This is a genomic window from Bacillus sp. A260 (assembly GCF_009861435.1).
Classification (GTDB): Bacteria; Bacillota; Bacilli; order Bacillales; family Bacillaceae_G; genus Bacillus_A; species Bacillus_A cereus.
On sequence record NZ_CP046398.1, the window covers coordinates 435,622 to 461,965 of the forward strand.

A 26,344-nucleotide genomic window follows, 5' to 3' on the forward strand; every position below is an offset into this window, starting at 1 on the left:
TATGATAATCAACAAATTTATTTCGTTATAACGATGAAAAAGGACTAGTACATGTTCAACCTTTTTAGCAGAGAGAGAATCCGTCAGGCTGAAAGATTCTTAAAAAGGCAATATGGAACCTGCCTTTGAGTTCTGCATATGCAGCGGGAATTTCCCGTTATCAAAAAGAGAGCATGCGCAATTTTTGTGCATGAATCAGGGTGGTAACGCCGACAAAGCTCGGTCCCTATTTAGGGACGCGGGCTTTTTTGTATTTTCTAGAAGGAGGAAGACTGACTATGGCAAAAGAACAAGTGCAAGCCATTACGAAGATGGAAGAGGACTTTGCGCAGTGGTATACCGATATTGTAAAAAAAGCCGAACTTGTTGATTATTCAAGTGTAAAAGGATGCATGATTTTACGTCCGTATGGTTATGCCTTATGGGAGAATATGCAGAAGGTGATGGATGAGAAGTTAAAAGAAACTGGCCATGAAAATGTATATATGCCAATGTTTATCCCAGAGAGTTTATTGCAAAAAGAGAAGGATCATGTTGAAGGATTTGCTCCTGAAGTAGCATGGGTTACGCATGGTGGAGATGAAAAGTTAGCGGAAAGACTTTGTGTACGTCCTACATCTGAAACTTTATTCTGTGAGCACTTTTCAAAAATTGTGCAATCCTATAATGATTTGCCAAAGTTATATAATCAGTGGTGTTCAGTAGTTCGTTGGGAGAAGACAACTAGGCCGTTCCTTCGTACGACTGAATTTTTATGGCAAGAGGGTCATACAATCCATGAAACGGCAGAAGAATCGCAGGCTGAAACATTAAATATTTTAAACTTATATGCTTCTTTCTGTGAGGATTATTTAGCAATACCAGTTATTAAAGGACAAAAAACAGAAAAAGAGAAGTTTGCTGGAGCAAAGGCAACTTATACAATTGAAAGTTTAATGCATGATGGAAAAGCACTTCAAACAGGAACCTCTCATAACTTTGGGACGAATTTCTCAGAAGCATTTGATATTAAGTTTTTAGATCGTAACGGTAAGTGGCAATATGTGCACCAAACATCTTGGGGTGTATCAACAAGAATGATAGGCGGGCTAATAATGGTTCATAGTGATAATAATGGACTTGTAATGCCACCAAAAGTCGCTCCAGTGCAAGTTGTTATTGTACCAATTGCTCAGCATAAAGAAGGAGTTTTAGCAAAAGCAACAGAGTTACAAGCACATATTCAAAAGGTTGCACGAGTAAAAATAGATGCTAGTAATAAAACACCAGGCTGGAAATTTAATGAGTATGAAATGAAGGGGATTCCAATTCGATTAGAAGTTGGCCCTAAAGATATTGAAAAGAATCAAGTTGTACTTGTAAGAAGAGATACGAAGGAAAAAGAGTTTGTACCAATGGATCAATTAGAAGAACGTATTCCAGCATTACTTGAAGAAATTCATATTGCTTTATTTAATAAAGCAAAAGCATTTCGCGATGAGAATACGTATGTTGCGACAAATTTCGAAGAGATGAAAAAAATAGCTGACGAAAAGCAAGGCTTTATTAAGGCAATGTGGTGCGGGGAATTAGCTTGTGAAGAAAAACTAAAAGAAGAAGTTGGCGTATCTTCACGTTGTATGCCTTTTGAGCAAGAGCATTTAGCTGAAGAATGTATTTGTTGTGGTAAAGAAGCTAAACAAATGGTGTATTGGGGAAAAGCGTATTAATACTTTTTCTGATAGGTGATAAAAGGACTTTGGGCTGCATAATAAAATGTAATCCAAAGTCCTTTTTAGTTTTATACAGTATTTCATGTACTTTTTAGATGGAAGGATGTTGTTCTTATTTTACGTTTTTACGACGAATAAACAGTAACATACCAATTAGGAATGTTGAAAGCCCCATTAAAATAGATATAGGATAATGCGTTGCAGTATTAGGTAATTTATCACCTTGTTTTTTCGTATTATCTTTTACATTACCCCCTTGAGAACCGTTGCCCTCCTGAGAATTGCTATCGCCTTTAACACGATTGCCACCTTGAGAGCCATTACCCCCTTGAGAACTGCTATCACCTTTAACACGATTGCCGCCTTGAGAGCCATTGCCGCCAGAACCATTGCCACTAGAGCCATTGCCGCCAGAACCATTGCCACTAGAGCCATTGCCGCCAGAACCATTGCCACTAGAGCCATTGCCGCCAGAACCATTGCCACCAGAGCCATTGCCGCCAGAACCGTTACCGCCAGAACCATTGCCACTAGAGCCATTGCCGCCAGAACCATTGCCACTAGAGCCATTGCCGCCAGAACCGTTGTCACCGGAACCATTGCCACCAGAGCCATTGCCGCCAGAACCATTACCGCCAGAACCGTTGTCACCAGAGCCACTGCCGCCAGAGCCGTTGCCACCAGAACCATTGCCACCGGAACCGCTGCCGTCAGAGCCACTACCACCAGAACCGTTACCGCCAGAACCATTGCCACCAGAACCGTTACCGCCGGAACCATTACCGCCAGAACCGTTGTCACCAGAGCCACTGCCGCCAGAGCCGTTGCCACCAGAACCATTGCCACCGGAACCGCTGCCGTCAGAGCCACTACCACCAGAACCGTTACCGCCGGAACCATTGCCACCAGAGCCACTGCCACCAGAACCGTTACCGCCAGAACCATTGTCACCAGAACCAGTATCGTCCTGAGAACCGTTATTTCCTGGAGGTATATTATTATCCTTTGAGTTTCCTTCTGCAAAATGATCGCTATTTTGTACAATAGCGTTTGTTAATGGTTGGAAGTTTTCAGTTGCAGCATTACCGATATTTAAACCGCTAAAAAAAGATAAAGAGAGTGTTGATGCTAAAATGAAGATTTTCGTCATGGTTTTCCTCCTAAGAGATTAATGTTCCATCTAAAATACATCCCTTTGTAATATTTCTTAGGAAAAAGAGTTTTATGCAAAAAAAACTATATATAGAAAAAGGTGGTGTATTTGTCAAAGCAGAAAAGAGTTAATGTAGATTTCCTACAAATAGTAGAGGGGGAGAATTTACATTCATAACGGTAGAGGAAGTGGCAGCAGATGAAAGAGTATATAGCGTTTGATATTGGCGGTACGCAAATTAAGTATGGTATTGTTTCAGAAATAGGGAGAGTATTAAAGCGTCAAACAGTTGCAACAGAAATTCATTTAGGCGGAGAACAAATTATTCAAAAACTTATATATGTATCCAAAAAAATAATGAATGAACATACTATTGCCGGAATCGGTATTAGCACTGCGGGAATTGTTGATATTAATAAAGGAATTGTGACGGGAGGCGCGGATCATATTCCGGGATATAGTACTATTCCTATTATTGATAGATTGCAAGAGATATTAAAAGTTCCAGTATCGATTGACAATGATGTGAATTGTGCAGCGTTTGGAGAAAAGTGGAATGGTAGTGGAAGAGAGAAAGATAACTTTATTATGCTCACCCTTGGAACAGGGATTGGAGGAGCAATTTTTATAGATGGAAAATTGTACCGAGGACATTCATTTAGTGCTGGTGAATGGGGGAATATGTTAATAGAAGGAAAAACGTTTGAAGAGGTTGCTTCGATTTCAGGATTAATTCGACTTGTAAGCAAATATAAAGGCAAAGGCAAGTGGAATGGGAAAAGAATTTTCGAGTTGTATGATAAAGGAGATCGGGAAGTTGCTCAAGCAGTTGGGATTTTCTTTAAACATTTGGCAATCGGAATTAGTAATCTTGCTTATATTTTTAATCCAGAAACGATTATTATTGGTGGAGGAATTACCGATAGAGGAAATGAGTTTTTAAAAGAAGTAAAAGAAGAGGTCAGTAAATACTTAAATCAAGAGATTTATAATAATTGTGAGATTGAACTTGCGCAAAACGGTAATTGTGCAGGAATGATTGGTGCTATTTACCACTTCTTACATCATCATAAGTAAATTATATGAATGTTTTCATATAACTGAGAATTTATCCTTTTTATCGCTAGGTAAATAATGCTACAATATAAGAGAAGAATACAATATTTTCCGATTCGGAAAATGCTTTGTAGAAAGGGAGAAACTTCATGCCTATTATTTTAGAAAAAGGTCAAAAGATCGATTTAACGAAAGGACAACCAAAAGTAGCAAAACTACAGGTTGGCTTAGGCTGGGATCCAATTGGGCAATCAGGTGGATTTCTGTCTTCATTATTTGGAAGTAAACCAAATGTAGATTGTGATGCATCTGTTGTTATGTTAGAAGGAGATCGTTTTTTAAACAAAAATGATTTAGTTTACTTCGGAAATAAACTTTCTACTTGTGGTAGTATTATTCATTCAGGAGATAATTTAACAGGTGAAGGCGCTGGTGATGACGAAACAATTTTCGTAGAATTACATAAAGTTCCAAGCCGTATTAATCGTTTAGTATTCGTTGTAAATATTTATGACTGTGTAAATCGTCGTCAAGATTTCGGGATGATTCGTAATGCATATATTCGTATTCAAAACCCGCAAACTGGTGAAGAATTAGCACGCTATAATTTATCGGATAATTATGCTGGCAAAACAACTCTAATTGCAGGTGAAATGTATCGTCACGGAAGTGAATGGAAGTTTTCAGCAGTTGGAGAAGGCACGCAAGATAAAAACTTAAGTGAGATTGTATCACGTTATCAATAAAATAACCGAGGAGGAATTGTATATGGCATCAATTTCATTGAAAAAGGGACAAAAGGTAGACTTAACAAAAACGAATCCAGGTCTTTCGAAAGTTCTTGTAGGACTTGGTTGGGACACGAATCGTTATGACGGACAAAACGATTTCGACTTAGATGTTAGTATTTTCTTAGTAGGCGCGAATGGTAAAGTTTCAGGAGCTGAAGATTTCGTTTTCTATAATAATCCAAAAGGTGCGAATGGTGCTGTAGAGCATTTAGGAGATAACCGCACTGGTGAAGGTGAAGGCGATGACGAAGCGATTAAAGTAGATTTGAAAAATGTTCCTGCTCACATCGAACGTATTTGTTTCACAATTACAATTTATGATGGAGAAGGCCGTAGCCAAAACTTCGGACAAGTTTCTAATTCTTTCGTACGTATTCTTGATGAAGAAAAGAATGCAGAATTAATTCGTTACGATTTAGGAGAAGATTTCTCTATTGAAACAGCCGTAGTAGTAGGTGAATTATATCGTCATGCAGGTGATTGGAAATTCAATGCAATCGGAAGTGGATTCCAAGGTGGATTAGCGTCTCTATGTAATAACTTTGGTTTAGATGTAGAGTAATAGATTTGATTTATATATCCATCGGTGAAATGTATGTTTACTGATGGATATATTTTTAAAGATAAAAATATAGAGGTGAATATAGATGGTTATTCAATTACAAAAAGGCCAGAAAATCGATTTAGGTAAGACAAGCCCTGGTTTAACAAAAGCAGTAATTGGTCTTGGATGGGATATTAAATCTTATGACGGCGGAGCCGATTTCGATTTAGATGCATCTGCCTTTTTATTAGATGCAAACGGAAAATGTACGAAGGAAACTGATTTTATCTTCTATAATAATTTGCAGTCTCCTTGTGGATCTGTTTTACATACAGGAGATAACCGTACAGGTGAAGGTGAAGGTGACGATGAGCAACTTGTTGTGGATTTGAAGAAAGTTCCAGCAGATGTGCACAGAATTGCTATTACAGTTACGATTTATGATGCAGAAGGCCGTAGTCAAAACTTTGGGCAAGTAGGAAATGCGTTTGTTCGTTTAGCGAATGAAGAAACGAGTGAAGAAGTTCTTCGTTTTGATTTAGGGGAAGATTTCTCCATCGAAACAGCAGTTGTCTTTTGTGAATTATACCGTCATAATGGACAGTGGAAGTTTAATGCAGTAGGAAGTGGATTCCAAGGTGGTTTAGGTGCGCTTGTAAGAGCGTATGGCTTGGATGCATAGAAAGGAAACGATATTCGTTTCCTTTTTTTGACCTTTCTATAAATCTAGCAAAGAATAGGGGATAAAGGTAAGATGAGTATTTTGCAAGGAATCCTTGATACGTATGCTCAGTTTTTCGACTTGGACATGTGGATTAAAGTGTTGCAGGATCCAGTATCTTGGGGATTAATTGGTACACTTGTTGTACTTGAAGGATTATTATCTGCTGATAACGCACTTGTGTTAGCGGTAATGGTAAAACATCTTCCGGAAGAAAAACGTAAAAAAGCATTATTCTATGGACTTATTGGAGCTTATGTGTTCCGCTTTATTGCGATTGGAATCGGAATGTTCTTAATTAAATTATGGTGGGTAAAACTTCTTGGTGCACTTTACCTTGCTTGGTTATCAGTAAAATACTTTATTGATAAGCGTAAAGGTGCAAGTGAAGAAGACGAAGCTCACGGTATGAATCAAAATAGTATTCTCTTTAGAATGTTTGGTGTCTTCTGGGGAACAGTTGCGATGGTTGAATTAATGGATATCGCATTCTCTGTAGATAGCGTACTTGCTGCATTTGGTGTATCTAATGAAGTTTGGATTTTACTATTAGGCGGAATGCTAGGTATTTTAATGATGCGTGGTATTGCTGGTGTATTCTTAAAATTGTTAGAGCGTATTCCAGAGCTTGAAACGACAGCATACATTTTAATCTTAATTATTGCAGCAAAAATGTTACTGTCTTTAATCGAGATTGAGATTAGTCATACACTATTCTTTATTATTTTAGTTGTAGCATTTGGAGCAACATTTATACTTCACTACATGAAGAATTCTGGACAAGCTAGAGAAGAAGTTGCAGCTACTAAAGAAGACAATAAATAATTGAAATGGGTTTGCTCGTTTTGCGAGCGCCCATTTTTTATAACCAAAAATAGTTTATAATAGAAGAAGGACTTAGAAAAAACGTAAATGTTTTTGGAGGTGAACTGTTGTGTTTTCACGTTTTACACTTCAACCATATGCATTAAAAGATGAATCAGATTTAAAGCAATTTGAAACGCTTTTAGAAAAACGCCCACAATATGAGCTGACAGAGAATGAGATGAAATTTAGTTATATAGCATGTCGAATCCTTGGTGTTCCTAATGATGTAGATGAATATTTTAATGAACTGTTTGATTATAGTGAAGCGAAAGGAATCGAAGTTTTACACGAACAAAATTTAAACAAAGTGATTGATTCGGAAAAGCTTCGTCATATTCAAGAAGTGTTCGGATTACATCAAGAAGCACCAAATGGTCTGACAGTAAATAGGCTAGTTGCACACTTATCTGGGAAACAACTTTTACCGAAAGTAGACAATCCTGATTTACAGCATTACATACATACGACGTTTATTTCACTATTGAAATTATATGAGAAGCAACATAATCAGTCGTTAAAGACAGAAGGCTTCCGTCGTTTCTTAATCGACATAATTAAACTAAGCGAAAATTACGTAGCGAAGTGGTTCTCTACGATTAATTATAAGAAACAAATGCCGCGTATCATTTGGTACGGTGATGCACAGGAAAGCCGTATATATTTCTTATACTTTCTTATTATGCTCGGTTGTGATGTGCTTTATTATCACCCAGAAGGAAAAGATGGATTTGAAAATATTGATGAAGAGGGAAGAACTTTTGTTGTATCTCATTCAAGTCGCATTTCGCTTGAACCATTCCCTGATCGTCGCCGTGAGCGTGTTGCAACAGTAGCGTATCAAGCTTCGAAAGAAATTGAACAAGTACTTCACCACGATAATTCACTGCTGTACAAGCCGTGGCAATTCCGTTCCTATACGCCTGTAGCTCGTACGTTAAAAACGACATATGATGAACTCTTTTTAATTACGAAAGAAAAGGCATTTGTACGCCCAACATTCTTTGTTGAAAATAAACATATTTATATTCCTTCTTTATTTGCGAAAATATCAGGCGTTTCAAAGAATGATAAAGAATATTTTCAACGATTAAAGGCTGTTACATCATTTGATAACAGTTTATTAATTAATACATTCCCGTTTACGAAAGAGCAAAAAGCAAACTTCCAATATCATTATCGAGATGCATTGGACCGAGCTGGAAAATTGCATCCTGATCTAATTATGAATAGCCATTGGTGGCCGCATAAGCGTTTACCGGAAGGTTTACAGCATGGGATTGCAGAGGCGATTATCCATACGTGCGAAAGTGAAATGTGCAAACCAATTGCGAAAGAGACGAAACAAGATGTAGCGCTATATGTTTTCGCACAACTTTCTCAAATACCACCGAATATTTTAGAACAGCTTGAGAAATTTGATTATTCACAAGATGTACCGAAAATTGTTATATTTAATAATGAGAAGAGCGGAGAATTAACTCGTTCTGACGCTGTTTTATTACTATTTTTGAATCAAATTGGAGTAGATGTATTCCATTTCAATCCAACGGGAAGAAACGATATTGAACCGTATATTGAAGCGGGGGCATTTGATTCACATTGGCTTGAAGAGGTTAATTTCGATCTTGAGTTTCATGGTTCATCAGCCTATAAAAATTTATCACAAACAATAAAAGGACTATTTCGTCCATTTTTATAAGGAAAGGGAGAATACCATATGAATAACCCAGTCGTACTAGATCCGAAAACAGAATTAAATGAACAAACAGCACAAGATGTTCGCTTACAACTTAGACAAGATGCGGATGTACAACGTATTTATAATGCGGTAGATATTAAAGATCAATTAGAATTAATTGAACTTGGAAAAGAACCTTCTATGGAAATTTCACGTTTTGCGGATCAAATTTTACATACAATGTCATTATCAAAGATAGAAGATTCTGGTGAATTATTAAAACAGCTTGGTAAAATTATGGACCGATTTGATAGTAAAGACTTTGCGGAAGAAAAAAGTGGTTTCTTCTCACGTATGTTCAAAAAAGCGGATAAAATGATAGAACAAATCTTTAGTAAATATCAAACGATGGGCCGCGAAATTGATAAAGTTTATGTGGAAATTACGAAGTACCAAGATGAGATGAAAAAATCAATTGGTACGTTAGATGGCTTGTATGAGCAAAACTTAAAATATTATTTAGACTTAGAGAAGTACGTAGTAGCAGGAGAAATGTTATTAGAGCGTTTAAATACAGAGTTAGTTCCGATGTATGAAGAGCGTGTACGTAATAATGATCAATTAGCAGGTATTGAATTAGAGTCGCTTAAAAACTCTGTTGAAATTTTAGAACAGCGTATTGACGATTTAGAAAAAGCACGTATGGTTGCGTTACTTACAGCACCACAAATTCGTATGATTCAACGTGGTAATAATAAATTAATTGGTAAAATCAATACAGCATTTATTACAACGATTCCTATCTTTAAAAATGGTATCATTCAAGCGGTAAATGCCAAGCGCCAAAAGCTTGTTGCAGATTCTATGGCTGAACTGGATCGCCGTACAAATGAATTACTTAAGAAAAATGCACAAAATATCGCAACGCAAAGTGTAGAAGTAGCGAGATTATCAGGTTCTTCTAGTATTAAGATGGAAACACTTGAGGAAACTTGGAACATTATTTCAAGAGGTATGCAAGAAACACAACAAATTGAAGAACAAAATAAACGTGAGCGTGAAGAAAGCCGCAAGCGTATGGCTACATTAACAGAGAATATCAAAAAAGAATTACAAGGATAAAGTGAAACTTTAATCAGTGGGGTTTTGTTCATCAACACCGATTATTAGCCTTCACCAATTGGACATTTATGGGCAGTTAATCCATCACCTAACTTCTTTGCTCAAACTGAATTTTGAGGTGGGAGTTTTACTGCACGGAAAATAGTAGGATAAATGAAAAGGCAATGAGGACTATTCCTCATTGCCTTTTAGTTTCTCTTCACTAATTTAATAATCTCATTCACAATAAGTGGAATGATACTTAATAAGAGAACAAATCCCCAATCTCGCATCGTTAATGCATGTACACCGAATATATTTGCAAGGGGCGGGATGGAGATGATACAAACTTGCATAAGAACACCGATAAGAAGGGAGAAAACTAAATATTTATTTGTAAAGATCCCAATTGAAAAAATTGATTTCGTTCTTGAACGCAAGTTAAATGAATGAACGAGCTGAGAAAAACTAAGAACGACAAATGCCATCGTTTGAGCGTGTAATAGAGCATCGTCATCAATTCGCTCTGGGAAAAGAGGAAATAAATTTGTATCTCCAGTATAGAATTTTGCTCCGGCGATAAAAGCTATTAGCGTTAAAAGTCCAATGATAACTCCATTGAAAATCAGGAAAGGAACGCTGCCACTAAATAAGCTTTCTTTCGCATGTCGTGGTTTTTCCTTCATCACATCTGGATCTTCAGGATCAACCCCAAGTGATAATGCAGGCAGTGTATCTGTAATTAAATTCACCCACAAAATATGAATAGGTCGTAGTGGTGTTGCCCAGCCGAGTAAAATCGCTAAAAATAAAGCGATAATTTCTCCGAAGTTACAAGAGAGTAGGAAGAGAATTGATTTTTTTATGTTACGATAAATATTTCTACCTTCTTCAACGGCTTTCACAATAGATGAGAAATTATCATCTGTTAACACGACGTCTGCTGCCCCTTTTGCAACGTCTGTTCCTGTAATGCCCATCGCAACGCCAACATCAGCTTGCTTTAAAGATGGTGCATCATTGACACCATCACCAGTCATAGAAACGATATTTCCTTTCGCGCGTAATGCCTTTACAATTTTCACTTTATGCTCTGGAGAGACTCTAGCGAATACATTTAAATGATTAATTTTGCTAGCTAGTTCTGTATCAGAAATGTTATCTAATTCAGTTCCAATCATAATTTCCGATATTTCTTCAGCAATGCCAAGTTCTTTGGCAATTGCAAAGGCGGTATCTTTATGGTCACCAGTAATCATAACTGTGCGAATACCGGCTTTTTTACATTCTTTAATTGAATCTTTCACTTCAGTTCGTGGTGGATCAATCATACCGACAAGACCAATAAAGATAAGATTTTTTTCAAGATGATTTATATCCACATCGTTTGAATCGTATTGTTTAAATGCGAATGAAAGTACTCTTAAAGCTTCTTGAGACATTGCTCCGGCAGCTTCTAATATTTGATTTTTATCAGAATCAGTTAAAATCTCGATTTTGCCGTTTTTAAAAATATGGGTACATCGAGGTAAGAGCTTATCAATAGCGCCTTTCGTCATGCTATAGTAGCTTTCATCGTATGTATGTACAGTTGACATCATTTTACGATCTGAATCGAAAGGTACTTCGTTAACACGTTCATGTATTTTTTCTAAATGATCTTTTTGCATGTTAAAAGTGGTTCCAGCAACGAGAAGTGCAATTTCAGTCGGGTCTCCCGTTTGTGATTCGTTATTGTAAGATGCATCATTACATAGCACCATATTTTCTAACAATAGACGTTGCGCATCATTATTTACATTTAAACTTTCTAAGCGATCGTATGTGTTATCACTATAAAAGTGAGTAACGGTCATTTTATTTTGCGTTAACGTACCTGTTTTATCTGAACAAATAATTGTGACAGAACCGAGGGCTTCAACAGCTGGTAGTTTGCGAATGATAACGTTTTGTTTAATCATACGTTGCACACCAATTGCAAGAACGATGGAAACGATAGCTGGCAAGCCTTCTGGGATAGCTGCAACGGCTAAACTAATAGCAGTCATAAACATTTCTAACGTATCCCGGCCTTGTAAAAAACCGATGAGGAACATAACGATACAAATAGCTACAGCGACAAAGCCTAAATATTTTCCGACTTGTGCTAAGCTTTTTTGAAGTGGTGTCATATCATCGTCTGCTTCATGTAAAAGGGTAGCAATCTTACCAATTTGTGAGTTCATTCCAGTTTCAACAGCAACACCGACGCCTCTTCCATATGTTACAAGAGTAGACATAAAGGCCATGTTTTTTTGATCGCCGAGTGGTACTTGCTCATCACGTTGCATGGAAGGGTGGTAGATTGCATCTTTATCAACAGGGACAGATTCACCAGTTAGAGCAGATTCTTCAACTTTTAAATTTGCGGTTTCGATAAGGCGTAAATCGCAGGGGATATATCGTCCGGCGTCGAGCATAACGATATCCCCTGGAACGACGTGCTCAGATGGAATTTCTTTTAGTTCACCATTTCTCTTGACGATAGCTTTAGGTGTTGCCATCTTTTTCAATGCCTCTAAAGCTTGTTCTGCTTTCGATTCTTGGACAACACCGATAACAGCATTTAAAACTACAACAAGCGCGATAATACTGGCATCCGCCCATTCACCTACAAAGGCAGAAATAAGGGCAGCAATAATAAGGACATATACGAGGACGTCATTAATTTGGGCGAAAATACGCTGCCATAAAGTGCGTTTTTGTTTTGTAGCTAATTCATTAGAACCGTATTGCTTTAAACGTTCACTTACAATCGCATCTGTTAAACCGTGTTGTTCGTTTGTTTCTAGGTCAATCAATGTTTGATCTTTCGTCTTACTGTACCAATTGCTCATAAGTAAGCACCTCCAGTAAAAACAGTTAGCAATGGTAGTGTTGCTATTATTTGTGAGTAGTATGTATGGAGAAAAAATCTAAGGTGAGGTTCTACTTCTATTGTACAATATTTTACAGTTGGTTGAGGAAAAGAGAAGAGTTGTCATGAATTTGTTGGAAGTAAAAAAGAGCCTCATATAAGAGAGGCTTTTTTACTTTTTAATTAATGTACCTAATTCTTCTGTAATGGCTTGCATTTCACTAATGCTGAATGTTTCACGTTTCATAACATGATCATAAATGTCACGTAAATCTTCGTACATTTCTTCGTTAAAACTAGCAGCTCTCATCGCTCCAGCATTAACCATACGTAATTTTTCTTTAATAGCTTCGACCATATATTCAACGTTTTCTTCTGACTTTACGGATAAATCCACCGAAGTGTCCCCCTTTAAAATAACATAAGGCTATCTTAACATTTTTTATCATTTTAGTTAATGAATCTTTTCAATCCCATTAAATTAGTAGGGATTTCCTTTATATTTAATAATTGGTTGTTTATACTATAAGTATATATTAAGAAATGCACCAAGAAGGGAAGAAACAAAAATATGGTTCAAGTATTGTTTGTTTGTCTTGGGAACATTTGCCGTTCTCCGATGGCAGAAGCGATTTTTCGAAATCTTGTCGTAAAAGAGGGACTTGAAGAGAAAATTGTCATTGATTCTGCAGGAACTGGAGATTGGCACGTTGGCCATCCGCCACATAAAGGAACACAAAAAATTTTAAAAGAAAATGCAGTCACTTTTGAAGGAATTAAAGCAAGGCAAGTAGAAAAAGAAGACTTAACAAAGTTTGATTATATTATTGCCATGGACAACAAGAATATAGCAGATTTAAAAAGTTTAGGTAAAACTGGAGGCTATATTGGTAGGCTGTCCGACTTTGTTCCAGACGGTGGCTGGACAGACGTTCCTGACCCTTACTATACAGGGAATTTCCAAGAAGTATATGACCTTGTAACAGAAGGGTGTGCAAAGCTATTAGCTTTCATTCGAAATGAACAAGGAATATGAGGAAGCTTAGAAAGAAATACTTTCTAACATAAGAAATGAAAGGGTGAAGGAATATGGCAAAGAAAAATAATATTGCTCGAAACATTGCGATTGGTGTAGCTGCAGGTGTAGCTGTATCCATGTTAAAGAAAGAAAACCGCGAAAAAGTAAAAAATACAGCAGAAAAAGCAAAAACAAAGATGATTGAAATTGGTGAAAATGCAAAGATCAAAGAAAAAGTGCAAACTGTTACAGATAAAGGACGCGAACTTGCTGATTTCAATGTGGTAAAAGCGAAAGTAGCAGAAATTAAAAAATTAACGCCATCTGTTGTAGAGACGTTAAAAGAAACGAAAGAAATTTTTAGTAAGAAAAAAGTTGAGCCAGAAGAAAAGCCAGAAACGATCGAAATTCAAGCTGTATCTCCAAAGGTAGATGAGTTGAAAGTAGAAGAAGAGCCAATAGTTGCTGAAGATGGTGGTATGAAAGAAGCGCGTGAATTATTTATGAAAGACTCAAATGCAGTGGAAAAAAAAACTGAAGCGTACATTGAGTTAAAGCAAGATAAAGAAGAGAAGAAAAGCGTTTAAACATATATGAGAAAAATTTTAGAAAAGGTGAGAAGAAATCGTACTTATTCGTTTGGTAAAGATTTATATGACCGGACGATGCGCGATGATGTAGCGGGCTTGGCAGCACAGCTCGCTTATTTCTTCTTGCTTGCAATTTTTCCTGGGCTCGTTTTCTTAATTACGCTTCTTGGATTTATTCCCATTCAAACAGAGGATGTGCTTAGTTTATTAGAGGTTTATGTACCAGATGATGCAATGAACTTAATTGAGGTAAATGTAGATAAAGTTGTAAACCAGCAAAATGGTGGTTTATTATCATTTGGTTTATTATCCATGTTATGGTTTGCCTCAAATGGTGTTAATGCGGTTATGAATGCTTTTAACCGCGCTTATGACGTGAAGGAAACACGTTCTTTTATTACAACAAGAGCGTTATCAATTGTGTTTACATTAGCTATTATTTTTATGATTGTCTTTGCGTTAATTGTTCCGGTATTCGGACAAGTTATTGGAGCAGCAGTGTTTAAAGCACTCGGTTTATCAGATAGTTTTTCTTTCGTATGGAGCATTACACGATTAGTAGCGAGTTTCTTCGTGCTATTTGCTTTGTTTAGTTTCTTATATACATTTGCACCAGATCGAAAGTTAAAAAGAAGAGAAGTTATTTCAGGGGCGTTATTTGCTACTGTAGGATGGATTGTGGTATCGTACTCATTTGCTTATTATGTAGATAAGTTTGCGAATTACGCCAATACATATGGTGGTCTCGGTGGTATCATTATTTTAATGTTATGGTTTTACTTAACTGGATGGGTAATTTTACTTGGCGGTGAAATTAATGGTTTACTCCACCATTATAGAACCGGTGACAATAATTCCCGTAATGAATAATGAGCTCTTGTTCCATAATAAAAAGGAACAGGGGGGATATTTCATGAGTAATAATAAAAAGAACCATAATAATAAAAGTAATAATAAACAAAAGAGCAGTTCGCATCCAAAGCATAAAACGAGTAGCAGTGCGAACGGTCATAATAGCTATCATTAAAAAAAACGGGTCCTCTATGAGGGACCCGTTTTATTTGCTTCCTTTTAATAATCGTAAGCCATTCAAAATGACAAGAATCGTACTTCCTTCATGGCCAATAACACCGAATGGAAGAGCTAAAAATTGCAAGAAGTTTGAACAAATTAGCATGGCAATAACGGCTAGCGAAAAGATTACGTTTTGCTTCACAATACGATTCATTCGTTTTGATAGACGGATCGCTTGAGAAAGACGAGATAGTTCGTTCTTCATCAGTACAACATCCGCAGTTTCTAAAGCTACATCTGTTCCTTCTCCCATTGCGACACCAATGCTAGCAGTAGCTAGTGCAGGTGCATCATTTATACCGTCTCCGACCATTGCTACTGTACCGTATTTTTCTTTTAACTTTTTAATCGTTTCAACTTTTGTTTCTGGTAAGCATGATGCGTAATATTCCTTTATATTACTTTCAGAGGCAATTGCTTTTGCCGTTTCTTCATTATCTCCAGTAATCATAATTGCTTCGACACCAATGCTTTGTAAATCACGAATAGCAGCTATTGTTTCTTGGCGAAGCGTATCTTTTAAAGCGATAAGTCCAAGAATGCCTCCCTCATCACTAATATAAACGACAGTTTTACCTTCCTTTTCAAGTGAGGCAGAAATACCATTATGAAATGTTTTTGTTTCTTCACCGATAAAATCAGCTTTACCTATTTTATAAGCGTTGTTTTCGAATATTCCTTTTAGCCCAAAACCAGTTACATCTTCAACCTTTTCTGGTTTTTTTAATGTAATGTCGTACGCATGTTGTGCATATTTAACAATAGATTCAGCCAAAGGATGTGTAGAGTGACTTTCAATTGATGCTGTAATAGAAAGTACTTCTTTTTCTGTCATATTTTCTCGAACATATACATCTGTTACGGTAGGTTTACCTTCCGTTAATGTTCCTGTTTTATCAAAGGCGATTGCTTTTACTGAAGCGAGGCGTTCTAAATGTATGCCACCTTTAAAGAGAATTCCATTTCTTGCTCCGTTAGAAATGGCTGATAACGTTGCTGGTGTAATGGCAGCAACGAGTGCACAAGGAGATGCGACTACAAGTAAGATCATAGCGCGATAAAACGTTTCATTCCAGCTCCAGTCAAGTAAGAAATGAGGAACGAACATCATAAGCGCAACAACGAGTAGTACACCTTTTACGTATGTTCCTTCAAACTTTTCGATGAATAGTTGTGATGGTGATTTTTCACTTTGTGCACTTTGTACGAGACGAATAATCTTTTGGAATAATGTTTGATCGCTCGGCTTCGTAATTTTAACTTCGATAGCACCACGTAAATTTACAGTACCTGCAAATACTTCATCGCCATATCTTTTCTCATTTGGAATAGGTTCTCCCGTGATTGCTGCTTCATCGATATTTGTTTCACCGTTATGAATCGTACCGTCAGCAGGAACACGTTCACCTGGTTTAATTAAAATAATGTCGTTAATTTGTAACTCTCCAACAGGAATACGTTCCTCTGTTCCGTTGGAAATGCGTAATGCTTCTTCGGGTTGTAAGTCAAGAAGAGCGGAAATCTCTTTTTGGCTCTTACTTAATGTATAAGATTCCATAGCACCGCTGAGCGCAAAGATGAAGATTAAAATAGCCCCTTCTGCCCAGTAGCCAATAATTGCAGCACCGATAGCTGCAAAGAGCATTAGCATTTCAACATTTAGCTCTTTTTCTTCAATCGTATCTTCAATGCCTTCTTTAGCTTTTGCATATCCACCAACTATATAAGCAAGGATATAGCAAGTAATACCTACATTCATTGCATCGTTCTTTGTGAATAGCCAGCCAGCTAAAATAAAAATACCAGATGCCACTGCAAATACAAGTTCATAATGTTTTTTTAATGTGTCCCATAAAGAGGGATGAGAAATTGTTTCTTTTGCGTGTAACGTTTTTACTTCTGAGTTCATTACTACTCGCTCCTTCCGAATTCTTATTGAGAAAAATAATCAAAATCGAAACCCCTATAAAACGACGAAAGCTGCCATCCATAATGGATAGCAGCATTTCTGTTTAATCTGTTTTTAATAGTTATTATGTTGTAATTATTCTATAGTATATCATATGTTTTTATGAGATGGTACGGTTTTGTTTCAAGTATAAACGGAAAACTTGTGTTTTCGCAATTCCTTTGGTATATATGAATATTGTTCATAAAAAGGTCGGAAAGGAAGACAACAAGTGAAGACAGAGAAATTTTTTACCCATCCGATTGGCGTATTTATTGCTGCAATAGTAGCAACTTTTTTATGGGGAAGCGCATTTCCTTTTATTAAGTTAAGTTATGCTGAACTTGGAATTCAACCACAAGAAGTTGGAGAACAAATATTATTTGCCGGTTATCGTTTCTTGTTATCTGGAGTCATGCTCTTATTATTCTTTAAAGTGTTAGGAAAAGATATGAGCTTCAAAAAAGGAACGGGGAAACAGTTAATACAAATTGGTTTATTCCAAACGTTTCTTCAATATATCTGTTTTTACATTGGAATGAGTTATAGTTCAGGAATTGAAGGAGCTATCATTTCAGGGACATCATCATTCTTTCAAATTTTACTCGCCCATTTTTTATATAAAGATGATGCTCTCAATATAAGAAAAATAATTGGGGTATCGATTGGTTTTTGTGGCGTCATTTTAGTAAATGTGCCGAGTGATGGTAGCTTATCATTTCATTTTGGAATCGGAAGCTTATTACTTCTTAGTGCAGCAATGCTGTATTCATATGGAAACATATTAGCAAAAGAAGGTAGTAAAACATTAGATGTTGGCTATATGACAGCATACCAAATGATGTTTGGTTCTATAGGATTATTATGTATAGGGGCTTTACAAGTTGGAGTCATGCCATTTACATTTAGTCTACATGCACTACTTATGCTGATTTATTTATCTTTCTTATCTGCAGCTGGTTTTTGCATTTGGAATACAATTATGAAGTACAACAAGGTTGGAAAAGTATCTATGTATATGTTCTTTATACCCGTATTTGGTGTGTTATTATCGAGCATGATTTTAGGTGAAGCAATTCATTCATTTGTGCTACTCGGTTTAGCATGTGTAGCCGCGGGAATTATTGTGGTAAATCGAACGCCAGCTAAGCAAAAAATGGAGCAAGAAAAACAAGTAGCATAGAGAGCAGAAAAGCGATTACAATGGAAGAACAGTACTGTTCTTCTTTTTTTCATAGAAAAAGGATAATAGACTAAGTGTAACGAAAAAAGATACAAAAAGCATTTATTGAGGAGAACATGTTATGAATCTACTTTACGTGGTGTTAATTGGGCAAATACTTCTTTTTTTAATTGGTGCAATTTATGCAATGCGGCAGACAAAAAGAACGAAAGATAATATGCCGTTACCTTTAGTAATCCGTCTTATTCTTAGTTTTTCTTTAACAGGTAGTGCAATTTGGATATGGTTACAAGATCCATCTGTAGAGTATAGTACGTGGGTTGCACTTGGTATGACTTTATCGACTGTGGGAGATTTGTTTATGGCTGGGCTGATTCCAATTGGTCACAGGTTAATTGGAGGGATGGTTACTTTCGCTCTTGCTCATTGTTTTTATGTAAAAGCATTTTTGCAAACAGGAATTTCGTGGAATGGTTTTTGGATTGGTTTACTCGTATATGGGCTCTTTCTAATTGTAGGATGGTTCTTCTTTATCCGAAATGATAAACAGGATAAATTGTTTACGATAGGAGCTCTAATTTACGGATTGTGGGTTGGAGGAATGGCTTGCTTTGCATTCGCCTTATATTATGAAAATACAGGGATATGGTGGATACCAGCGTTTGGTGGTTTACTATTTGTGATTTCTGATTTTATTATTGGCGTGACAGATATCGGAGGGCGTAAATTGAAGTATGAGCCACTTTGGATTTGGTTTACATATGTAGCTGCTCAAATGTGTATTGTATATGTGGGATTATAAAAAGATACTCTCAAAATAGTGAATAGACTATTTTGAGAGTATCTTTTTTGCTTGTTTAATTTGATCAGTATTACCATTTTGAAATTTCTAATATTATAATTTTATAATTCGGAATTTTGTAGAAAAATATCGGTTGTATTATTTATAATAAAAGTAAAAAGATGATGAGATGGTGAAATGATGCAAAAGAAAAAACATTGGCGTGAATTCTTTGGAACTATTGCAATCGCATGTTTATTGGTGTTTTTGGCGAAAATTTTTGTGTTTTTCCCTACGACTGTAAAAGGAGCATCTATGAGGCCAACGTTGCAAGATGGAGATAAGGTGATTGTTAATAAGTTAGCAAAACAATTTGAAAGCTATGGGAGAGAAGATATTATTGTTATGAAAACAGATAATTTTTATGTCAAAAGAGTGATTGGATTACCTGGAGATATAATTGAGATGAGAAATGATCAATTATATGTAAATTCTGAAGTGAAAGATGAAGAGTATTTGGATAGTAATAAAAAACAAGCAGAAAAAAAACTTATGAATTTAACAGAGGACTTTGGACCAATTACAGTTCCCGAAAATAAGATTTTTGTTATGGGAGATAATCGCTTAATAAGTAAAGATAGTAGAAATGGTTTAGGTTTTATTGATAGAGAAGATGTGTTAGGAAAGTTAGCAGGCATTTATTATCCGTTTGAACATATGAAAATAATAAAGTAAAAAACCAAGCAAATTTTAGTTTGCTTGGTTTTTTTGGTTAAACAGTAGGAGATTCGTTTGATACAAAAATATCTTCATGTTTCTTTGTAGTACTTAAAACGAATTTATGTTGTAGCAATTGTAGTTTAAATAACGCCAAAGGATCATGATATGTTTCTGGATTGCTTCTTAGCGTTGCTAATGTTTGCTCGTCTTCCTTTATCTCAAGTTGAGCTGCATCTACATTTTGTTTCAATATATTAAGTGGATCTTTGAAGAACATCATGATATCACGTTCTAATGCACCTTCAAATACTTCAAATTGAAGGAAGAATTGTTTTGAAATTGTGTGAGCAATTTCTGTATAGTCTTCTGTTTCAATATATTGTTTATATTTGTTGGCGAGCATAGATTGGTTTTTTTGCATATTACCAAATAATTTTCCGGCACTTTTTAAGAAAAACTGTGTCGGTGTAAAGCGTAATAAAATATTGATGTTCGTTACTGTAATTCGATTTGTCATTCGTACAACATCTCGATTCCAATCATCTAATAATTTGAAATCGCAAGGAAGTTTCATACGTTCTTCTTTATATAATTTATTAAACGTTTCACTCATTTCATCTAAATAAGCTTGAGCTTGAATAAATTCATTATGTGCTGTTTCAATCCATTCTTGAATAGACCCAGTAAATTTAGGAAGAAGTACCTGTTGTACATGCTTTTGAACTCGTTCATTCATTGCAGCATTTAATTCTTCATGAACTAATTTGAAATCACTATCTTCTTGAACAAGATCAGAGCAGCTCTGTAATAATTCAGGAATTTGAGAATGTATATCTCGTGTAATTTCTTCTTTCGTTAAAAGATAGGATTCGGTAATAGAACGAATTTTATCTTTTTCAAGAGCAGTAAGGTTATTAATAAATCCAGTAAGTTTCACTGAGATGTGTTTATTCCAGCGTACGGATTTTACTAATGTATTTTCTAATTCCACACGTTCATTTATGAGATAAGCAATTGTCTTTTGCGTAAACCATATTAGCTTTTCTATACGTTCTTTTTCTATATCGCGTTTTGCAAGATTAGAAAGAATAGATTCTGTTACATCTCCAAGTTGCTGGCTACTCTCTTGCGAAGGAGAGTATGGGAAGAATTGTGCATCTGGAAAATGTACTTTAAGTTTACTAATTAGTTTTTCATCAGTAGTCGTATTATTTGTGTGTGATACGAAGTGAATTTGTAAGTTTGGTACTTGTTCACGTAAATAAATTAACGTATCAATTTCTTGACTATGCAATGGTGAAGAAGAATTTAATACGTATACAAGGCTATCTGCTGCTTGTAAGTATTCAAAGTATGCATTGTTTTTATCCAATTGTCCTTGAATAGATGGTGTAATAAGAAATGTAAACTTATTTTTTCTTAAAAACCTACTTGGTAGCTTAATTTCTATACATTTTTTCTCAAGTTCTGACTGAGCAGATGTAGCCGTTATTTGATGGAATTCATCAAGGTTAGGGATATTTCTTATATCTAACTCGGTAAATTCTGTTATTTCAGTTTGACTAGCGTCTTTAAATAGAATAGGAGTTGTTAAAGTTTCAGTTAAGATGTTCTCTCCCAATATTGAATTAACAAATGATGTTTTATCATGGTCACTAGTTCCAGCTATTAGTATTGGTGTGACATTTAAATCACATAGTTCATGGACGAGTAGCGTAAATTGATGACTTAAATCTACATCATTTTTCTCAGCCCATACAGCGATTGTTTCGAATAAATGAGAAACTGTTTCCATATTTACATCTGCTTCAGCTGATGTATTAGAAAGTAAGGATCCAGCACTTTTTACGAGTAATGATTCTAAAGTTGTAGGTGAGACTTCATTCCATGCTAACACTGCTGCAGAGACAACTAGAGAATCTTTTGCTTTCGTTAAACTGAACCAATTTGTTAATAAATTTGGTACAAGTCCGTTTAATTCATGCATAAAATGATTTCCGGTAATTAATGCAAAGTATGTTTCTTGGTAGCGAGTAGAGATTTCATTCCAATCGTCATTATTGTCTGTTTCAATATGCAAGAATAAATGATTAATACTTTGAATCCAAGGAAGGTATAAGGATTCATGTTGATAGCTATTCCAAAGAGCAATAACAAGTTCTTTAAATTGAGCTTGATCAACAGCATATAGAGCTTTTAAAGACTCATAGAAATATTCAGGCTTAATATTTTTTGTAAATCCTTTGTTTATGTAAGTTATTAACGTATCAAACCAGTGTAAAGATTGTGTTCGGATACCTTCTTGAACAGCTAGTTCGATAGCGTTGTTCCAATCTTCTTGTTTTTCATAGAAAGAACGTGCAATTGCAGTAATATTTGGGTAATCCGGTTGGAATGCAACAGCTTCACTAATCGTCTTAAAAGCGAGTCCTAAACGATCTTGTTCGATATAAAGAGAAAGAAGTTGTAAGGAAACCTCCATCGTAAGAGTCGTATCTTCCGTTTGAATAGATTGATAAATTTCTTCTGCCTTTGGTAAGAATCCTAGTTCAAAATAAGCATCTGCAATATTTTTTGTCGCCCAAAGTGCAAGAGCATTATTTACTTTTTCCCATTTAAATATAGCTGCTTCAAAATCTTTATTTTGATAATAAAATTCACCTTGAGCAAATCGAATATTAGAAATGTTGGAGAATTCATTTTTAGATTCATTTATATATGCTTCACCGAGTACTTCCGATGCAGGAGTAGAAGTTTCTTCTGTTAAAAATGTTTTATAGTAAACTTTTTGAATAAATTGATTTTCAATGGTCATGTTCGTTCCCCCCTGTATAATTTAGAAAAATGATGTTGTATGTAAAAGGGTGTATGTTCTTTTAATAGGTAGAAGTTGCATTATATAGACCAAACTATGTTTTTGCTAGATATATCATTTTTCTTGAGAGTTAAACCGTTGCGAAAAGTAACTTTCCTTTATTGTAACAAAAAAACACGCATATGAATTTTTATTTTTTATCGGGTTATTTGCGGGCAATAAGAATCTAATCTCAAAATTGGTGAATGTAAGTGAGTTATGTGGAGTCGGGATGTCTGTAAAAGTAAGATTGGCATAGGTTAATAATTAGTAGAGGATGAACAAAACTCCCACTGAGTAAAGTTTTTCTTTATCTCTGTTAAAGGAAAGAATAGAAGTAGAGTTCATTATAAAAACAATGTATAGTGAATATGTATACCATGTTTGCCTTAAAGATAGAAAGGGTACAATGTGGAATAACGACCGTGCATAGGATGTGTCTTCCGAATGGAACAACATATTGGCGAGTTAATCGCGCATTATGGCTATTTTGGAATTGTTATAGCTTTGGCTGGTGGGATTGTTGGATTACCGATACCAGACGAGTTTTTATTGACCTTTGTTGGTTATAATGTTTCAAAAGGAGTTATGTCAGGAACTGCTGCTTTTTTAAGTGGGCTGGCTGGTGCGATGTTAGGGATCACGTTAAGCTACATATTAGGTTTAAAACTTGGGCTCCCTGTTTTAAAGAAATATGGGCCGAAAATTAGAATTAAAGAACATCATATTGAAAAAACACATATTTTATTTGAAAAATATGGGCCATTTCTTTTAATGATTGGTTATTTTATACCGGGCGTACGTCATTTAACAGCATATTTTGCTGGGGTATCAAATTTGACACTTTGGCGTTTTTGTTTGTACGCTTACGGTGGTGCGCTCATTTGGATAAGTGTTTTTATTGGGCTTGGCTGGAAGTTAGGCGAGAAGTGGCGCTTCGTTGAGTATAGTTTACATCATTATGGAATATGGATTTTATTAATTTCAGCAGTTGTTACATGTTTTGTATGGTTGTACATAAAGAAAAAGAAAAACCGCTAATAGCGGTTTTTTTAGCTGAAAGCAATAAATAATACACCAGCTGTAATAAAGACTACACCAACGCCGGTCATAAAGTTTAACTTTTCACCGAGGATAATCATAGCGAGAATGATAGAAAATACGACGCTTAATTTATCGACAGGAGCTACTTGTGAAACCTTTCCTGTTTTGAGGGCAAGAAAATAAAATAGCCATGAAGAAGCACCTGCAATCCCACTTAATGTGATAAATAGCAGTGCTTTTTTATTTAGCAGTACGTCGCCGATATTTTGAAATTTACCTTGTATGATAATAACGCCTATCATAAATAATGCCATAATAATAGATCGAATTGTTGTTGCAACGTTTGCATCGATGCCGTCTAAACCAAACTTTCCAAAAATCGATACAAGGGCAGCAGCAATTGCTGATAATAGTGCAAATAAGAGCCACGAACTCATAGTAAAATTCCTCCAATCTTACAGTATTATACATGAAAATGATTCTCATGTATAAAGTTGAAGCAATTGAGCTTATAGGAAGCACGACTTCAACTTAACTTCTTGCTCCACCTGAATTTTAAGGTGGGAGTTTTACTGCCTGTAAATAGTGAGCTAAATAGCGAAATAATCCCCACCTTATATTTTTAATAAGGTGGGGATTATTATACTACTCTGCAATTTCCTCATATAAAAAGTACGTTACATTATAAATATGTTCTACTTCATCGTCTGTCATAAACAGTAATTCGTCACGCTCAATCCCTTTTTTCTTTTCAATAAACTCAATCATGTTTTTGCGTTCTTCTCTCTTCATCAATTTTATTTCTCCTCTCAATCTGTTTTAATACAGTTTATTTAAGTTAATGCTATTATATAACAGAATCTTTAGAAAGTTCCACCTATTTTATTGTTTTTTTCAAAAGAACTTTTCGACAAAACAAGCCCACCTAAGGGGGGCTTGTTTTATTTTATAGTCGTAAAAACTCAGGCTCCGTCGTACCGGCACCATCGATGTAATAAATTGTGTCGGGGTTGATTTTTATCAATACGTAATTAGGGTCTTCAGGGCCGAGTAACCAACGTTTTAAGCTATTATTCCAAAACTTGTTTTTTAATGTCGAGTCTTCCTCAATTGAAGCCAATCCTTCAACTTCAATATAATCTTCATCTAATTTTTTCCCTTCTCGTCCGAGTAGTACATGGACATTAGGATTTTGTTCAATATCTGTTATCTTTTTTGATTGTCGATCTGTTGCAACATACAGTACAAAATCTTCATGGAAAAACATCATAAAGGCGCTATGAGGTTTCTCGTTTCGTACTGTAGATAATACACCAGTACGTTGACCTTGAATAATAGTTGCGATTTTTTCTTTTAAGTGCATATTTTTTACCTCTTTTCTTAATTTACATTTTCTTTATTTAAACAAGATGATTTAAACATCTTTCATACTGTTTTCTTCAATTCAATTTTTTAAACGCAATTGTGATGAAATCGGACAAGTTAGGAGAAGAATAATAATAATATCGAGGAGAAATACATACGATGGAAGGATGAAAAGCATGTTTAATAAAATATTTCTTATCGTGGCTCTTATAGGTGTACCACTGTCTGTACTTGGGAAAACACTTCATTGGCCTCAAACAATTATGTTTGCTGTGTATTGTATTACGATTATCGCATTAGCGGGTTTTATGGGGAGAGCGACAGAAAGTTTGGCAATTGTATCTGGTCCTAGAATAGGTGGATTATTAAATGCTACTTTCGGTAATGCCGTTGAACTAATCATTTCAATTTTTGCACTTCAGGCAGGATTAATTGAGGTGGTGTTAGCCTCTTTAACGGGTTCTGTACTTGGAAATTTATTATTAGTAGGAGGGCTATCCTTTTTTGTAGGAGGGCTTAAATACAAAAGACAAAGTTTTAATGTGTATGATGCAAGGCATAATTCAGCTTTATTAATCTTTGCTGTAGTAGTAGCATTTGTTATTCCAGAGATTTTTTCAATGAAGATGGATGCTGGAAAGACGTATCAATTAAGTATTGGTGTCTCAATTATTATGATTATTATGTACCTTGCTGCATTGCTATTTAAGTTAGTTACGCACCGTGGTGTATATCAGCATAAAAGTGATGAAGTCGCTCATGAGGAAGAACCAGAGTGGTCGAAAGGGAAAGCATTACTCATTTTAGCGATAGCAACAATTGCGGTAGCTTATGTGTCAGAGGCGCTCGTGCATACATTTGAGACAGTTGCAAAATCATTTGGTTGGTCAGAACTATTTATAGGGGTTATTATCGTCGCAATTGTTGGGAATGCAGCGGAACATGCATCTGCAATTATTATGGCATATAAAAATAAAGTAAATATTGCAGTTGAGATTGCAGTTGGTTCTACATTACAAATTGCCATGTTTGTTGCTCCTGTATTGGTACTGCTTTCTATGTTCTTCGCGCAAAGGATGCCTTTAGTATTTACAATACCAGAACTTGTTTCTATGATTACAGCTGTTTTCTTAACGATTGCGATTTCAAATGATGGAGATACAAACTGGTTTGAAGGCGGTACTTTATTAGCAGCGTATGTCATTATGGGAATTGGTTTTTATTTATTATGAAAAATAGGCATAACAA

24 protein-coding genes and 1 other annotated feature are annotated in these 26,344 nt (G+C 35.6%); of the genes, 16 read left to right on the plus strand and 8 right to left on the minus strand.

Going from position 1 to position 26,344, the window contains the following annotated elements; translation table 11 throughout:
* The first annotated feature begins 24 nt into the window (after positions 1–24).
* Positions 25–231 (plus strand) — a binding site (T-box leader).
* Between the two features lie 47 nt (positions 232–278).
* Positions 279–1,709, plus strand: a complete 1,431-nt coding sequence (gene proS / locus GD442_RS02260) for a proline--tRNA ligase (protein WP_001040977.1) — start codon at positions 279–281, stop codon at positions 1,707–1,709.
* Between the two features lie 115 nt (positions 1,710–1,824).
* On the opposite strand, the gene GD442_RS02265 is transcribed toward proS, so the two are convergent.
* Entirely contained in the window at positions 1,825–2,862 is a 1,038-nt protein-coding gene (locus tag GD442_RS02265; RefSeq protein WP_086408062.1) for an LPXTG cell wall anchor domain-containing protein, read from the minus strand.
* A 201-nt stretch (positions 2,863–3,063) separates the two neighbouring features.
* On the opposite strand from GD442_RS02265, the gene GD442_RS02270 reads away from it, so the two are divergent.
* From GD442_RS02270 to GD442_RS02300, 7 genes are all read left to right on the plus strand, one after another.
* Complete coding sequence (locus GD442_RS02270; RefSeq protein ID WP_000666117.1) at positions 3,064–3,942, plus strand: ROK family protein; 879 nt, start codon at positions 3,064–3,066, stop codon at positions 3,940–3,942.
* 128 nt (positions 3,943–4,070) lie between these two features.
* Positions 4,071–4,667 (plus strand): TerD family protein, encoded by a 597-nt coding sequence (locus GD442_RS02275; RefSeq protein WP_001121586.1) that lies wholly within the window; start codon positions 4,071–4,073, stop codon positions 4,665–4,667.
* A gap of 22 nt (positions 4,668–4,689) precedes the next feature.
* Complete coding sequence (locus tag GD442_RS02280; RefSeq protein ID WP_000146726.1) at positions 4,690–5,274, plus strand: TerD family protein; 585 nt, start codon at positions 4,690–4,692, stop codon at positions 5,272–5,274.
* A gap of 85 nt (positions 5,275–5,359) precedes the next feature.
* Positions 5,360–5,938, plus strand: coding sequence for a TerD family protein (locus GD442_RS02285; protein ID WP_000236643.1), 579 nt, complete (start codon positions 5,360–5,362; stop codon positions 5,936–5,938).
* A 72-nt stretch (positions 5,939–6,010) separates the two neighbouring features.
* The gene (locus GD442_RS02290; RefSeq protein ID WP_000025704.1) at positions 6,011–6,802 is read left to right on the plus strand and encodes a TerC family protein; all 792 of its coding nucleotides are present in this window, start codon (positions 6,011–6,013) and stop codon (positions 6,800–6,802) included.
* Between the two features lie 109 nt (positions 6,803–6,911).
* Positions 6,912–8,543: a YceG family protein gene (locus GD442_RS02295; protein ID WP_000492859.1), complete on the plus strand. Its 1,632-nt coding sequence runs from the start codon at positions 6,912–6,914 to the stop codon at positions 8,541–8,543.
* 18 nt (positions 8,544–8,561) lie between these two features.
* A complete protein-coding gene (locus GD442_RS02300) occupies positions 8,562–9,644 on the plus strand; it encodes a toxic anion resistance protein (protein WP_001064409.1) in 1,083 nt (360 codons plus the stop codon).
* 188 nt (positions 9,645–9,832) lie between these two features.
* Here the strand turns inward: GD442_RS02300 and GD442_RS02305 are convergent, their stop codons facing one another.
* On the minus strand, positions 9,833–12,499 hold the full coding sequence (locus tag GD442_RS02305) for a cation-translocating P-type ATPase (protein WP_074555624.1): 2,667 nt from the start codon (positions 12,497–12,499) through the stop codon (positions 9,833–9,835).
* Positions 12,500–12,691: 192 nt separating this feature from the next.
* A complete protein-coding gene (locus GD442_RS02310; RefSeq protein ID WP_000366196.1) occupies positions 12,692–12,916 on the minus strand; it encodes a DUF1128 domain-containing protein in 225 nt (74 codons plus the stop codon).
* Between the two features lie 174 nt (positions 12,917–13,090).
* Between GD442_RS02310 and GD442_RS02315 the strand changes: the two genes are divergently transcribed.
* The 3 genes from GD442_RS02315 to GD442_RS02325 are packed head-to-tail and all read left to right on the plus strand — an operon-like array spanning position 13,091 to position 14,997.
* On the plus strand, positions 13,091–13,555 hold the full coding sequence (locus GD442_RS02315) for a low molecular weight protein-tyrosine-phosphatase (RefSeq protein WP_000250916.1): 465 nt from the start codon (positions 13,091–13,093) through the stop codon (positions 13,553–13,555).
* Between the two features lie 53 nt (positions 13,556–13,608).
* Positions 13,609–14,124 (plus strand): DUF4075 domain-containing protein, encoded by a 516-nt coding sequence (locus tag GD442_RS02320; RefSeq protein WP_001085389.1) that lies wholly within the window; start codon positions 13,609–13,611, stop codon positions 14,122–14,124.
* A gap of 6 nt (positions 14,125–14,130) precedes the next feature.
* Complete coding sequence (locus GD442_RS02325) at positions 14,131–14,997, plus strand: YihY/virulence factor BrkB family protein (protein WP_001226536.1); 867 nt, start codon at positions 14,131–14,133, stop codon at positions 14,995–14,997.
* 187 nt (positions 14,998–15,184) lie between these two features.
* On the opposite strand, the gene GD442_RS02330 is transcribed toward GD442_RS02325, so the two are convergent.
* The gene (locus tag GD442_RS02330; protein WP_086408061.1) at positions 15,185–17,110 is read right to left on the minus strand and encodes a heavy metal translocating P-type ATPase; all 1,926 of its coding nucleotides are present in this window, start codon (positions 17,108–17,110) and stop codon (positions 15,185–15,187) included.
* 271 nt (positions 17,111–17,381) lie between these two features.
* Between GD442_RS02330 and GD442_RS02335 the strand changes: the two genes are divergently transcribed.
* From GD442_RS02335 to lepB, 3 genes are all read left to right on the plus strand, one after another.
* Positions 17,382–18,332 (plus strand): DMT family transporter, encoded by a 951-nt coding sequence (locus GD442_RS02335; RefSeq protein WP_000845696.1) that lies wholly within the window; start codon positions 17,382–17,384, stop codon positions 18,330–18,332.
* Positions 18,333–18,453: 121 nt separating this feature from the next.
* Positions 18,454–19,134 (plus strand): lysoplasmalogenase, encoded by a 681-nt coding sequence (locus GD442_RS02340; protein ID WP_001051082.1) that lies wholly within the window; start codon positions 18,454–18,456, stop codon positions 19,132–19,134.
* Positions 19,135–19,311: 177 nt separating this feature from the next.
* Positions 19,312–19,848 (plus strand): signal peptidase I, encoded by a 537-nt coding sequence (gene lepB, locus GD442_RS02345; RefSeq protein ID WP_025687051.1) that lies wholly within the window; start codon positions 19,312–19,314, stop codon positions 19,846–19,848.
* A 37-nt stretch (positions 19,849–19,885) separates the two neighbouring features.
* Here the strand turns inward: lepB and GD442_RS02350 are convergent, their stop codons facing one another.
* Positions 19,886–22,648 carry a tetratricopeptide repeat protein gene (locus tag GD442_RS02350; RefSeq protein ID WP_000151418.1) on the minus strand — a complete coding sequence of 921 codons (2,763 nt, stop codon included), beginning with the start codon at positions 22,646–22,648 and terminating at the stop codon, positions 19,886–19,888.
* A 486-nt stretch (positions 22,649–23,134) separates the two neighbouring features.
* Between GD442_RS02350 and GD442_RS02355 the strand changes: the two genes are divergently transcribed.
* On the plus strand, positions 23,135–23,728 hold the full coding sequence (locus GD442_RS02355; RefSeq protein ID WP_000434872.1) for a DedA family protein: 594 nt from the start codon (positions 23,135–23,137) through the stop codon (positions 23,726–23,728).
* Positions 23,729–23,739: 11 nt separating this feature from the next.
* Here the strand turns inward: GD442_RS02355 and GD442_RS02360 are convergent, their stop codons facing one another.
* The 3 genes from GD442_RS02360 to GD442_RS02370 form a co-directional block, all read right to left on the minus strand.
* On the minus strand, positions 23,740–24,168 hold the full coding sequence (locus GD442_RS02360; protein WP_000100295.1) for an EamA family transporter: 429 nt from the start codon (positions 24,166–24,168) through the stop codon (positions 23,740–23,742).
* Positions 24,169–24,376: 208 nt separating this feature from the next.
* Positions 24,377–24,523: a BH0509 family protein gene (locus GD442_RS02365; RefSeq protein WP_000817786.1), complete on the minus strand. Its 147-nt coding sequence runs from the start codon at positions 24,521–24,523 to the stop codon at positions 24,377–24,379.
* 154 nt (positions 24,524–24,677) lie between these two features.
* Positions 24,678–25,094, minus strand: coding sequence for a pyridoxamine 5'-phosphate oxidase family protein (locus GD442_RS02370; protein ID WP_000550220.1), 417 nt, complete (start codon positions 25,092–25,094; stop codon positions 24,678–24,680).
* 178 nt (positions 25,095–25,272) lie between these two features.
* Between GD442_RS02370 and cax the strand changes: the two genes are divergently transcribed.
* Positions 25,273–26,328 carry a calcium/proton exchanger gene (gene cax / locus GD442_RS02375; protein WP_000482146.1) on the plus strand — a complete coding sequence of 352 codons (1,056 nt, stop codon included), beginning with the start codon at positions 25,273–25,275 and terminating at the stop codon, positions 26,326–26,328.
* The last annotated feature ends 16 nt before the right edge of the window (positions 26,329–26,344 follow it).

Coding starts and splice junctions, on each gene's coding strand:
- proS (WP_001040977.1), top strand. CDS start 279: ATGGCAAAAGAACAAGTGCAAGCCATTACGAAGATGGAAGAGGACTTT.
- GD442_RS02265 (WP_086408062.1), bottom strand. CDS start 2,862: ATGACGAAAATCTTCATTTTAGCATCAACACTCTCTTTATCTTTTTTT.
- GD442_RS02270 (WP_000666117.1), top strand. CDS start 3,064: ATGAAAGAGTATATAGCGTTTGATATTGGCGGTACGCAAATTAAGTAT.
- GD442_RS02275 (WP_001121586.1), top strand. CDS start 4,071: ATGCCTATTATTTTAGAAAAAGGTCAAAAGATCGATTTAACGAAAGGA.
- GD442_RS02280 (WP_000146726.1), top strand. CDS start 4,690: ATGGCATCAATTTCATTGAAAAAGGGACAAAAGGTAGACTTAACAAAA.
- GD442_RS02285 (WP_000236643.1), top strand. CDS start 5,360: ATGGTTATTCAATTACAAAAAGGCCAGAAAATCGATTTAGGTAAGACA.
- GD442_RS02290 (WP_000025704.1), top strand. CDS start 6,011: ATGAGTATTTTGCAAGGAATCCTTGATACGTATGCTCAGTTTTTCGAC.
- GD442_RS02300 (WP_001064409.1), top strand. CDS start 8,562: ATGAATAACCCAGTCGTACTAGATCCGAAAACAGAATTAAATGAACAA.
- GD442_RS02305 (WP_074555624.1), bottom strand. CDS start 12,499: ATGAGCAATTGGTACAGTAAGACGAAAGATCAAACATTGATTGACCTA.
- GD442_RS02315 (WP_000250916.1), top strand. CDS start 13,091: ATGGTTCAAGTATTGTTTGTTTGTCTTGGGAACATTTGCCGTTCTCCG.
- GD442_RS02320 (WP_001085389.1), top strand. CDS start 13,609: ATGGCAAAGAAAAATAATATTGCTCGAAACATTGCGATTGGTGTAGCT.
- GD442_RS02325 (WP_001226536.1), top strand. CDS start 14,131: ATGAGAAAAATTTTAGAAAAGGTGAGAAGAAATCGTACTTATTCGTTT.
- GD442_RS02330 (WP_086408061.1), bottom strand. CDS start 17,110: ATGAACTCAGAAGTAAAAACGTTACACGCAAAAGAAACAATTTCTCAT.
- GD442_RS02340 (WP_001051082.1), top strand. CDS start 18,454: ATGAATCTACTTTACGTGGTGTTAATTGGGCAAATACTTCTTTTTTTA.
- lepB (WP_025687051.1), top strand. CDS start 19,312: ATGATGCAAAAGAAAAAACATTGGCGTGAATTCTTTGGAACTATTGCA.
- GD442_RS02350 (WP_000151418.1), bottom strand. CDS start 22,648: ATGACCATTGAAAATCAATTTATTCAAAAAGTTTACTATAAAACATTT.
- GD442_RS02355 (WP_000434872.1), top strand. CDS start 23,135: ATGGAACAACATATTGGCGAGTTAATCGCGCATTATGGCTATTTTGGA.
- GD442_RS02360 (WP_000100295.1), bottom strand. CDS start 24,168: ATGAGTTCGTGGCTCTTATTTGCACTATTATCAGCAATTGCTGCTGCC.
- GD442_RS02365 (WP_000817786.1), bottom strand. CDS start 24,523: ATGAAGAGAGAAGAACGCAAAAACATGATTGAGTTTATTGAAAAGAAA.
- GD442_RS02370 (WP_000550220.1), bottom strand. CDS start 25,094: ATGCACTTAAAAGAAAAAATCGCAACTATTATTCAAGGTCAACGTACT.
- cax (WP_000482146.1), top strand. CDS start 25,273: ATGTTTAATAAAATATTTCTTATCGTGGCTCTTATAGGTGTACCACTG.